Below are 12,177 nucleotides of genomic sequence, written 5' to 3' on the forward strand. Positions count from 1 at the left end.
GAAATAAAGCGCCCGCTTCTTTCGAAGCAGGCGCCTGCGTGTTTATTTATGCGATTGTACGTATTCTAACATGCGCTTGAGCACCACAGCCGCTTGCGCGCGCGTGACCAAATCGTTCGGCGCGAATTTGCCCCCATCCAGCCCCTGAATCAGGCCAGCCTCCAACATAAGTGATACCGCTGCTTCGGACCACTTTTCGATGGAAGAACGATCCGTAAATCTGGATAACAATTTCTCGTAATTGGTTTCCTTCAGATCGATGCCATTAGCCTTTAAGACTCTGGCTATCATAACAGCCATTTCTGAGCGAGTAATTGGCGCATCCGGCTTGAAAGTACCGTCTTCAAATCCGGTAATGAGCCCTGCTTTTACAGCTGCGTGCACACTGCTCGCGAACCATGCTATAGGAAGCACATCCGCAAATTCTCCATTGACTGCTTCCGTCGCAGGAAGACCTAGCGCGCGAACCAAAAGCGCAGTAAACTGACTGCGAGTGACTGATTGATCCGGAGCGAACGTTCCCGATGAAACGCCCTCGATCAGCAGCCGGGAAGCAAGGAACTCGACATCCGCTTGCGACCAATGTCCCTTCAAATCTGTGAATTCTTTAGTAACAACCAGAATCATCGGCTTACCTGCAGTACCGACAGGGATCGCCGCCAGAATTTTGCCATCTTTATTCGTAAAATGCGATGCAATGTATCGGAAGCTGCCTGTACTTGAATCAAAGATTACAACGATTGCTTTGCCGGCATCTAAAGACTTTTTCAATTTCCAGTCGATGAATACCTCTGGATTGCCTGTCAATTCAAGCGGTTTAAAGCTGCCATTAAGCTCTATGCCTACGATGATTGTATCCGGCACCTCAACAAAGGAAGCTCCTGTTTGCCAGGCTTTACTGTCCAATTGTTCGACAGTCTGGGCATCTGCAGGAACAAGCATGATCCGCATCAGCGCCTTATCGTCTGTACTTGAAATGCCTGATTTCTTAATTGCTTCTGCTAACGAAGATAAAGGAATTCGATAGGTAGAATCAGGTGTTTCGATGATCAATGTCGCATCCGAGACAGACTGAATCTCTTTGGTAAGCGCGCTAAACGGAATGAGCAAGCTTAATGCCCCTTTTTCTTCCGTTTGGAACAGAATCTCATGAGAACCACTCGGCTTTTTCGCGAGTTTTTCCAGGAGCTGCTTCCACTTGCCGGCGTCGAATTCGACTTTGTTTATCGTGCTGCCATTCTCAGTTACCGTCTTTAAGCTGAAAGAGCCTTTTAACGCCTTAATCCCTGTGGACGTATCTTCCATATCTGGCGCGATGTAGCCACCTCCGCCGCCACCGCCACCTGAATAAGCCAAAGTTGTTACGCGTATTGAAGGTCCATTTGTAGACCAGTTTCCAGAAGCATCTCCTGCTTCAACCTTAAATGTATACGAAGTATTTGCAGTTAAGTCCGAAAGCTGCTGCGTATATACACTGCCGGTAACTGTAGCTACAAGGGTATTGCCGTTGTAAAGCTTGTAACTGGTAACTGCGGTATTATCAATTGCAGGTGTCCATGTCAACGTCAAGCCGGTTTGTGTGACATTAGTTGCGGTTAGTGACTTGGTCACCGGCCATGTTGGTGCTTGTGTATCCGGTTGAGGATCTCCGCCACCACCACCTGAATTAGCTAACGTGGTTACGGATATTGCAGGTCCATTCGTGGACCAATTTCCGACTGCATCTCCTGCTTCCACCTTAAAGGCATATTGCGTATTAGCTGATAGGTTGGAAATCTGCTGTGTATACACACTTCCAGTCACTGTAGCTACTAGGTTATCGCCGTTGTAAATCTTGTAACTAGTAACGGCTGTGTTATCACTTGCCGATGTCCATGTCAGAGTCAAGCCGGTTTGTGTGACGTTAGATGCGGTTAGTGACTTGGTAACCGGCCATGTTGGTGCTTGTGTATCCGGCTGAGGCTGTCCGCCATCACCGCCTGGATTAGGACTAGTTATTACTGAAATTGCAGGCCCGTCCGTTGTCCAGTGATTCACCGCGTCTCCGGCTTCCACCTTGAACCTGTAGTTGGTCCCTGCCGTCAAGCCTCCAACGTTATACGTCAGGGTATTACCTGCTACAGCATGTAGTAAGCTGCCGTTTTTGTAGATCTTGTACTCCGCAACTCCCTTGTCGTCCGAAGCGGCCGTCCATGTTAGCGTGACCCCGGTTTGCGTGACGCCCGATGCCGTCAGGCTTGCGTTCGCTGGCCATGTTGGTGCAGTATCCGGTGCGTCCAACGTCTTCGCGGTCACAGACGGTCCGTCCGTCGTCCAGTGATTTGCCACGTCTCCGCCTTCCACCTTGAACGTGTATTCCGTTCCGGCTGTAAGACCCGTTACGTCATACGTCAGAATGTTGCCTGCTACTGTTTGCAGCAAGCTCCCATTCTTGTAAATCTTGTACTCATTTACGCCTTTATTATCAAGCGCTTCAGACCACTGCAATGTCAAACTAGTTTGTGTAACATTACTTGCGGTCATACTGCCTTTCTGAGGCAAGCGGTCCTTCAAAGCGTTCCAGAATTGATCTGCGATTGCCTGATATCCACCTAGGCTAAGATGAATATTTAACGGATTGGGGATGAACTCAAGCTCATTCGCTGCAATTACATTTTTCGTTGGTACAAAGGTAGCACCATTCGCGGTTGTTGCAGAACCTGCTATTGCATTATTTAAAGCGTCAACGAGAGCAATAGCTTTTAATTTTTCAGCTACCGGCAAACGCGGGAATGGATTATAATACCCCATCAGGTAAATTTGAGCATTTGCATTACGAGCTTTAATCTCGTCAATAATCGCTGAGAGATTAACGCTAACTTGCTGTATAGCTGCCGCAGTACCTATAGGATCATTACGCCAATCTCTTTGTAATAAATCGTTGGCCCCAGCGTCGATCGTAATAATATCCGCTTGAGATAGTTCGGTTTGTATAGGCTGGTTAGCGGGATTATCCAAATAACCGATCCCTCTTACATTGGATCTGATATCCCGAAGCACGTTTTCAGTCGTATACCCGAACATAGGGAAGTTTTTGTTGAAAACTCGAAGGACACCTGCTCCAGCCAATTTTTCAGCGATGTAGTTGGGATATCCTTTATTAATGCCGTTCTGTGGCGTAACACCGAGTGCTAGTGAGTCCCCAAGCGCTACATACCGAACTGGAGACCATGTGGGCTTCTCTTGATCAGTAACGTCAACGGTAAAAATAGGAAGAATATAACCGGATTGAGATCTATTTCCAGATGTGTCGGTTGCGCTAACCATAAACATGTATACCCTTCCAGGTTTTAAGTTCTGCACCTTATAAGACGTTGTTGTTGCCGGAACTGCCGTCGCCTCAATCGTACCTTCTCCATTATGAAAAGCGACGATTTGGTAACCCGCAACCGCCACATTGTCCGAAGCGGCATCCCAAGCAAGCGTAACCGAATTTGCGGTTGCTTCTGTCATTCGAAAGTTAACACTGGAAGGAGGTGTTGTATCAGTTGTTGTTATCACTATCATCGAGCTGGTTAAACTATCAAAACCTGATAGTGACTGTTTAGCGTAATAAGTTCCGGTTGGCGGAATCATAAAGAACGCATTACCCATCGAATCCGCAACTAACGTTTGGAGTAGTTGATCATTCGCAGCGTTATATAGGGAAATGTTTGCCCCAGGCAATCCGGAAATGGTTACGAATCCAGGTGTAGCCGTTATGTTAGACGTCGGTGCTGGCAAAACTCCGATCCCGACCGGACTCGTTGTCAAATTGCCATAAAGATCCCGGACCGTGCCCACATTCATTCGAATATACATCGGCCCTGGAATCGGTTGGGCAAACGTTATGATCAATTTCCCGTCACGAACTTCAGCCTTATCTGAGGAACCGAGTGCTCTTCCGTTGGTTAAGGCCGCATTGTCGAAAAGCATAATCGTTCTCACAATGTTTTTAATTCCACCTGATTCCGACCAATCATCCAGAATGTATTCGCTAAAATCAACCGTTACCGTCTTGTTGTCACGACTAATCGTTGATTTCTGGAAGACGGGTGCAATTGTTTCATTACCTTGTATAATAAAAATCTTCCAATCTCTTGATACACCATTCTCAGCAGTAACTTTGTAAGTTACTGGATTCGTAAAGTTCTGAGCGACCCCAGATGCCGGAGAGATGGTTGCTCCAGTTGAGATTCTAATTGTCGGTGACAAGCTGTTAATCGGCGTCCCCGTTGGGACACGGTAGATAACCGCGTTATTCAGCAAATCGATTTGCGTCAAATATTCAAGATCATTACTTAAAGAAGGAATGGAAAAAGATACGATGTCATTGCTGGTATTAGGCGCATCAGGGCCGTTATACGGAAGCCCAACATCCCCCCATGCACGAATTACAGCACCTTGCACAGCCGGAATGTTTGCAACCCGATTATTGGCAATCCCCCAGTTAGAAACAGCTGCAACAAACGCATCGCGGGCATCTTCAAATTCCGATACCGGAGTCAAATGATCTTTGAGCACATGGTAAGCCAAATATCCCATTAATTTCCTACCATTCCAACCGGATATTCCCAGACCCTCAATATTAGTAGCCATCAAATATGCGGCGTGGTTCGGAATACCACTGTTAATATGGACTCCGCCGTTGTCCCCACCCGGATTGTCAGCTAAAGTGAGGTATTCGGACATATGGGCAGGTTGACCATACGCATGAGGATTCGCTAAGTCCCTAGCGCTATCCCCTGCACCTGGACCAACATTCTCACCCATCTCCCAATCGTCGGAATCTATGACCGCCCCAATCATGTCAGAGAAGGATTCATTCAACGCGCCAGGCTGGTTCTCATATACCAAGCCCGCTGTTTTCGCGGTAACTCCGTGAGTGATTTCGTGGGCAACAACATCCAGCGCACAGGTATAGCAGCGTCCCGGATTGCCGTCTCCATAAAACATCGCTTGAAATCGATTCGACCAAAAGGCGTTTTCCATGGCAGAGCCATTACTGTTAGGGACATGAACGAAGGAAGTGATACTCATACCTGCATCATCAATACTGTTGCGCCCTAACTCATTTTTGTAATAATTATAAACAATTTCTGTGTTGTAATGAGCATCAACCGCATGCGACACGGAGGTTCCCGGCGTACTGTTAAATACAGGTGTACTACTTTTCACATCGCTATATAGAACCGTATTACCATTATCTCCGAAGCGAATATAATTGAAAGTCTGGATGATCCCAGCCATTGGTTTTGTGTGATCCTCTAGGTGGTACTCATTCGCTGATACCTGATAAATATTCAATCTTTTATTGTCACCACGGTAACCGATATTATCTGAGGTTGTTGAACCTGCATGATGAATCCCGCTGATGGTATGTACAACTTTTCCGGTATGGGCATCCACATATCCGACCCAATCCCCGAGTTCGGGTACCGCATATGCCATTTTGATTTCATAAGCCAGATGAGTCTCGCCCTTATAAGGATAGACGATCAATGCAGTAGTAGGCTGAGGAATTTCCCTGTCCCCCATTTTACCGCCAAATTGGATCGCTTCACCCAATTCCTGTTCCAGGTTTTCTTTTAATGATTGAATGGCCTGCTCACCGCTAATATCAGGGTTAGTATCCAGCGACAAGTTCTCCATTGAAGCGGAGAGCTGATTAGTAATCGAAGAGATTTGTTTCCCTTTGTCCAGATGCACCCGCATATACTTACCGTATATCGGAATACCTTGATATTGCTGTTGATACAAGTAGTGAGTACTCTGAGCCTCATCTGTATCTTTTTTCAACAACGTAAGCTGTTTCGAAGGATTTACAATGCCAAACACATTTTTGTTTAATGCAAAATAGTCCATTAAGGCATTATCCGTTTTCAACTCTGCTGATAATTCCCCCATCAAAAATCTCGGCGCACCCGTCTCCTTATTTTCGGTCACGGTAAAACCTCTTTGCTGGAGCAGCTTTACAGTCGACTCCGGTGCTGCCAGCAAACTTTTAGCCTCCATCTTTGGAGTGATTAACAAATTCGAAGGCTCGTCGGTCTGTGTCACACTCGTTTCAGCCCCCAATACAGGCAAACTTCCGCCCAACAGAAGCATAACTGCTAAAACCGTTATCCCTATTTGTTTGGTCAACTTCCTCAATTCACCAACAGCTCCTTAGCATTCGGATGAACGATACAATATGTATCAGGTTGCGCATAACTAGCACTTTCTTCATTGAGTTACGATTACTTTTTACGGGACACTACAAACGAGTAAAGTAGATATTACACAATAGTTCCTCATGTACCTTTGACCTTCAGCCTGCAGACTCTACATCAGCTCCTTCACGCATGAAGCTCGAGAATTGATACATATTGTATCACGCATGATATATTATCATAGTTCCCGATAACAGGGAATGAGCTTTGTAGAAATTTAATGGATATTAGCGTCACAAGTCATAAAACGACATTTTCAAACAAAACAAAATAAACCGCAGGTTCTACCTCCGGTCCTTTCGTCACAGGTTCCCTTGTTATTTTCGTATCCGCCCAATCGCCCTCATATGATGCACTGCATGCCCGTTCAGCATTTTCAGCAGCTTCGCGACAGTCTCTTCACGATTTGACGTGACGATCGTACTCTGCATTGCATCCGGCAGATGCTTGCACAAACCGACAATGTGCTCCCGAACAGCGCGAAACATGGCTATTTCAGGCTCTATTGGCCTCCTGGCGTAATCCAAACCTGTACACCAATCGTCTTGGGAAAATCCATTCCCTTGATAATTTCTTCCCGGTTCCGCCAGTGCAAATTTCACCTTATGAATCGTCACCAACTCCAGATCGATCAGATGAAGCACCTGCTGTCGAATCGACCATTTCCCAGGCGACTCGATAGCGTCCAATTCTACGTCCGACATCCCCTGAAGCAGTCTTTCCAGCTCATCCGCTCCTGCCGCATAGTTCGCCAAGATTTCCTCTTCCGACGGAAACAACTCTTCCCAGTAAACGATCGTAAACCCATCAGACGTGGATACAAACAGCTTACGAACGGAACCGGCATCTTCTTCTAGCTTCAGATTATCGAATCCGCGCTGCCGCAGCTCCCGCTCAACGGTTTGAACAGACGATACCCCCATATATACTTGATCGCCTCGCTTCGGGCGCTGAGCTTGCGGTAGCAGCCATGCATTAAGATCTATTTGTCCGCTGTTCTGCAGCTCAAGCGTCGCTCTCTGCTGAAGCACCACCAAATAGTCTGGTGCCGCCCTCAACAACGCAGCCTGCCCCGTCGGTTCCGAATCCACTTGCTCCCAACCCAGCTTTGTCGTATAAAAAGCCAATGAATCTCGAAGATCATCCACTTCAAGCACCAGCTTTGCTTTGCCCGTCTCCATATGCCATCATCGTTCCTTTCCCATGAAAAATGCGCTCCATCTCATTTCGACGGAGCGCATCCATATCCTACTTTTTGGCCGCTTGGTAGGCCTCGATATATTGGGCAGCCTTCTTGGCCACAAGGCTGTAATTGCCGGTTTTGACCGCATCGCTGGTCAAGTCGGAACCGATGCCGACGGCAACCGCGCCGGCCTGAATCCATTCGCCGAGGTTGCTCAGCGAGACGCCGCCGGTCGGCATAATATTGGCCTGCGGCAGCGGGCCTTTAATGGCCTTAATCATCGCGGGCGAGTAGAGATTGCCCGGGAACAGCTTCACGATATCGACGCCGAGCTCCAGCGCCGATTGAATGTCCGCTATCGTCATGCAACCCGGCATGACGGGCACACGGTAACGGTTGCAGAGAGCAACCGTATTGGGGTTGAGCGACGGGCCGACGACGAACTCGGCCCCGCTGAGAATCGCGGCTCGCGCCGTCTCGGGGTCAAGGGCGGTGCCCACCCCGATGATCGCGTACTTCGCCGCGTCCTGCGCTGTGCTCGAGTAGCGCTTCGCCAGCTCCTCGATGGCGCGCAGCGCGAAAGGCACGGTCATCGTCACCTCGATGACCTTAATGCCGCCGGCAATGGCCTGCTCCGCCATTTCCACGACTTCCTCGGGCGTTTCGCCGCGCAGCACGGCGACGACGCCTTCTTGCGAGATTTGCTGAATCAACTTGATCTTCTTCATCCGAATTTTGCCCCCTCTATGGTCGTAATCCTCGTTGTTTAACGTTCGATATGTTTAACGTTGTTAAGAACCGCCTCGACCTGTTCCCAAGTCGGCGCGCCTTCCCAATCACCTTCGGCTTGCACGATCAAGGAGCCTACAAGATTACCTATCCTTACCGCTTCCGTGTACTCGTACCCTTTGACCACACCTGTCAAAAAGCCCGCACAAAAGCCGTCTCCCGCACCCACGGTATCTACGACTTGCTCCGCTTTGAAATACGGCACAGCTGTTATGGAATCGCGATCGACCACATAAGTCTCATCATCGCCGCCCTTCACGATGGAGATCGCCGGTAGCTCTCGCAGCTTGCTGACGATTTCATCCCAATCCTCCGTCTGGTAAAGCAGCTTCAGCTCATCCAAGCCAGGCAGGAAAATATCCGCCAGCTTTGCCAGCTCCAGCAGAACTTCGCGCGCTTCTTCGATGCTCCACAGCTTCAAGCGGAGATTCGGGTCGAAGCTCACCTTAACGCCATGCTTACGGGCGATGCGAATGGCTTCGAAGGCGCTCTCTTTGCAAGACTCGCTCAGAGCAGGCGTAATCCCTGTCACATGCAGTATTTTCGCCTGCGCAATATACGCCTCATCCAAATGCTGCGGGCTCATGCGGCTTGCCGCCGAGTTTTTCCGATAATAGTAGACGGAGGTTTTGCCCATCAACACTTCACGCATCATGAGTCCTGTCGGCGCTTCCGCCGTTAGCTCCGCCCGTGAAACGTCAACGCCTTCGCCGCGAATTTTTTTGAAAATCATCCGGCCTAACGGATCTTTGCCTAACCGTCCGAACCAGCCGGCTCTAACCCCCAGCCTGGATATGCCAATGGCCACATTGCTTTCAGCGCCGCCGAACAAGCTGTGCAGCTCTGACGAATATTCCAAACCTTTGCCGTTCGTAGGCATCAATAGCGCCATCGTTTCGCCAAAGGTAACGATTTCAGGACCATAATCAGGTTGAGTTTGCACATTCGTCATAGGACCTCTCCATCCATTCCCATCCACGCCTCTTGCGTGTCCGATTAATTGAAACGTTTAAATAATTGATATATCTCATATTATAGTGCATGTTTCACGTTTTCACCAGATCATCTCGTGATTTCCTTCTCGTATAAGCTGCCTTGCCAGCTATTATTGCCACTTCTTAACGCATAGGTGCCCCGATATGTAAAATGATGGCTGAGATGGGTCCGACCATTGAATGGCGAAACTGCCGACGAATTCGTTCTTATATTTTGCCAGGAAAATATGCCGAAGTGGGCGAAGCCTCGAATATTTCAATTTCTTGCAACATCCTCTGCCTCCTCTCCGCGTTTGGCGTCGCTTGAGGGCTATGCCCTTTTGCAATCTTGCTGTCTAATTCCGGGGCGCAACAATTCCCTAATTTCTTATGCTACACTTGATAAAACTTTATCCCTGCAAGCGAAACTACATCTTTCAATAAAAAGGAGACGCGAATCCAATGCATACCGTCATCGAACCGAAAATTCTTTACTTTGGTACATCTGTCGTACTGATCAGTACGCTAAACGAGAACGGCACCCCCAATCTAGCGCCTATGTCCTCCGCTTGGTGGCTTAATCAATCCTGTATGCTCGGAATGGGCAGCCGATCCCAAACGGTTCAAAATTTGCTGCGTGAACAGCAATGTGTCCTAAATCTCCCTTCCATCGACCTTGTTCCCTCGGTGGAAAAGTTGACGCTTCTAACTGGCAGAAACCCTGTACCAGAGTCTAAAGCGAAACTTGGCTATCAGCATGAAGCTAATAAGTTCGGAATCGCCGGACTAACACCTATGTCCTCACACTTGGTTCGTGCGCCACGTGTCGCCGAATGTCCGATCCATTTGGAAGCAACCATAGAAAAGGTACATTCGTTTGAAGAGCCTGGCTCCTTGGTCGCGATCGAAGCGCGTATTATACGCGTCCATGTTGACGATGCATTACTCATGGATGGGTACGCCAACTATATTGATCCTGCCAAATGGAACCCGATGATCATGAATTTTTGCGAATACTTCGGGCTTGCCGGCCAGTTATCGACTTCAAGGCTGGCTCCGGTTTTCGGCCCTGCTTCGAGCGACTGACCTTTGCTTGCAGTGCCTGACGGGCAGGGCAGGTACATAACTACACGGTTCAAACATTTGCCGGAAAAACCGGAGCTAATTTCAAGCTCGAGCCCTCTTCAGGCCAATTTATACGGAAAACCTCCCTCTAATTCAGCCTGTATAGACTATTTTCATCGAAACCCCTCGATTTAGAGGTATAATTTCCAACTAATTTATCAATTCCTCTTGAAGTAAACAAATTAGAGGGAGGTTTTTCCTCTATTTTTGGACAAAGGCACAAAAAAAGGAGCCACCCTCGCAGCTCCTCCACCCATGTTTTACACCGTCTGCTATTTCTTCATTTTATAACCCATCGTCGCTTGAACGGCCGCTTGCCAGCCTCCATATAGCTCTTCGCGCTCAGCAGGCCCCATCGCAGATTCGAATGTGCGCTCGATAATTTTATTCTGGATGATATCCTCCTTGCCTGCCCAGTAACCAACCGCTAAACCGGCTAAGTAAGCCGCGCCCAGCGCCGTTGTTTCAAGCACGCGAGGACGGTCTACAGCAGCGCCCAGCAAATCCGCCTGGAACTGCATCAAGAAGTTGTTCGCGACAGCACCTCCGTCCACAGCCAGCTTCTGCAGCTGAATCCCTGAGTCGGCTTCCATCGCTTTCAACACATCCTTCGTTTGATAGGCTAGCGATTCTACGGCTGCCCGTATCAAATGGTCCTGCGTCGTTCCGCGCGTCAATCCGAAGATAGCGCCTCGCGCTTCCATATCCCAATAAGGCGCACCCAGACCGACGAAAGCTGGCACCAGATAGACGCCATCCGTACTGGGCACAATGGCTGCATGCTTTTCTGAATCGGAAGCTTTCTCAATCAGCTTAAGACCGTCGCGAAGCCATTGAATCGCAGCCCCTGCGACAAAAATGCTGCCTTCCAGCGCATACTCGACTTTACCGTCCACGCCCCACGCTATTGTTGTCAGCAAGCCGTTTTGGGAAGCCACTGCTTTGGAGCCTGTATTCATCAGCATGAAGCAGCCGGTACCATAGGTGTTCTTCGCCATACCCTCCTCAAAGCAAGCCTGGCCGAACAGCGCCGCTTGCTGGTCTCCGGCAATTCCGGCGATCGGAATTTGCGCCTCAAACAAACCTTCTGACGTCCAGCCGTATACTTCACTGGATGGACGTACTTCAGGAAGCATAGACGCCGGAACATTCAACATATCCAGCAACTCTTGATCCCAGCTCAAATCGTGAATGTTATACATCATCGTTCTGGAGGCATTGGAATAGTCGGTCACATGCTTTTGGCCGTTTGTCAGGTTCCAAATGAGCCACGAATCGATCGTGCCGAACAGCAAGTCACCTTGTTTCGCTTTGTCTCTCGCACCGCCCACATTGTCCAGAATCCACTTGACTTTGGTACCTGAAAAATATGCATCGATGAGGAGACCCGTTTTTTGGCGTACGACCGGCTCGAAACCCTGCTGCTTGAGGTCGTTGCAAATATCCATCGTTTGGCGGCTTTGCCAGACGATCGCATTATACACGGGCTTGCCCGTATGTTTATCCCACACGACAGCGGTTTCACGTTGGTTCGTAATCCCGATTGCGGCGATTTGGTGCGGTTGCACATGGTTTTGAATCAATACCTCTTTCAATACCTCAAGCTGCGTCTCCCAAATTTCTTCCGCATCATGCTCAACCCAGCCTGGCTTCGGGTAAATCTGTGTGAATTCTTTTTGCGCTACGCCCATAATGGCGCCGGATTTATCGAATAAAACAGCACGAGAGCTCGTCGTGCCCTGGTCTATTGAAATCACGTATTGCTTTTCCATAGACAATCAGCCCCCCCCATTCCCCCATTGAATGTTACTACAATTTTACCACATCCACATGCTGATGATTTTCTTTACATTATCCACAGCAAAAGAAAACAGCA

The 12,177-nt window shown here is 48.7% G+C and carries 6 protein-coding genes; 1 reads left to right on the top strand and 5 read right to left on the bottom strand.

The annotated features are described in order from the left end of the window. Positions 1-42: 42 nt before the first annotated feature. From ICC18_RS19435 to ICC18_RS19450, 4 genes are all read right to left on the bottom strand, one after another. Positions 43-6,171: a fibronectin type III domain-containing protein gene (locus tag ICC18_RS19435; protein WP_188176111.1), complete on the bottom strand. Its 6,129-nt coding sequence runs from the start codon at positions 6,169-6,171 to the stop codon at positions 43-45. Between the two features lie 376 nt (positions 6,172-6,547). After that, entirely contained in the window at positions 6,548-7,411 is an 864-nt protein-coding gene (locus ICC18_RS19440; protein WP_188176112.1) for a VOC family protein, read from the bottom strand. Between the two features lie 67 nt (positions 7,412-7,478). Continuing rightward, positions 7,479-8,141: a bifunctional 2-keto-4-hydroxyglutarate aldolase/2-keto-3-deoxy-6-phosphogluconate aldolase gene (locus tag ICC18_RS19445; protein WP_188176113.1), complete on the bottom strand. Its 663-nt coding sequence runs from the start codon at positions 8,139-8,141 to the stop codon at positions 7,479-7,481. 38 nt (positions 8,142-8,179) lie between these two features. Then, on the bottom strand, positions 8,180-9,154 hold the full coding sequence (locus ICC18_RS19450; RefSeq protein ID WP_188176114.1) for a sugar kinase: 975 nt from the start codon (positions 9,152-9,154) through the stop codon (positions 8,180-8,182). A gap of 484 nt (positions 9,155-9,638) precedes the next feature. Between ICC18_RS19450 and ICC18_RS19455 the strand changes: the two genes are divergently transcribed. Then, positions 9,639-10,262 carry a flavin reductase family protein gene (locus tag ICC18_RS19455; RefSeq protein WP_188176115.1) on the top strand — a complete coding sequence of 208 codons (624 nt, stop codon included), beginning with the start codon at positions 9,639-9,641 and terminating at the stop codon, positions 10,260-10,262. 311 nt (positions 10,263-10,573) lie between these two features. Here the strand turns inward: ICC18_RS19455 and glpK are convergent, their stop codons facing one another. Further along, the gene (gene glpK / locus ICC18_RS19460) at positions 10,574-12,073 is read right to left on the bottom strand and encodes a glycerol kinase GlpK (protein ID WP_188176116.1); all 1,500 of its coding nucleotides are present in this window, start codon (positions 12,071-12,073) and stop codon (positions 10,574-10,576) included. Positions 12,074-12,177 lie beyond the last annotated feature (104 nt).

This window comes from Paenibacillus sedimenti (assembly GCF_014534655.1).
GTDB lineage: Bacteria > Bacillota > Bacilli > Paenibacillales > NBRC-103111 > Paenibacillus_E > Paenibacillus_E sedimenti.

What these genes read in the sequence shown, in the direction of transcription:
- ICC18_RS19445 (WP_188176113.1), bottom strand. Translation starts at nt 8,141, where the DNA reads ATGAAGAAGATCAAGTTGATTCAGCAAATCTCGCAAGAAGGCGTCGTC.
- ICC18_RS19455 (WP_188176115.1), top strand. Translation starts at nt 9,639, where the DNA reads ATGCATACCGTCATCGAACCGAAAATTCTTTACTTTGGTACATCTGTC.
- glpK (WP_188176116.1), bottom strand. Translation starts at nt 12,073, where the DNA reads ATGGAAAAGCAATACGTGATTTCAATAGACCAGGGCACGACGAGCTCT.
- ICC18_RS19450 (WP_188176114.1), bottom strand. Translation starts at nt 9,154, where the DNA reads ATGACGAATGTGCAAACTCAACCTGATTATGGTCCTGAAATCGTTACC.
- ICC18_RS19440 (WP_188176112.1), bottom strand. Translation starts at nt 7,411, where the DNA reads ATGGAGACGGGCAAAGCAAAGCTGGTGCTTGAAGTGGATGATCTTCGA.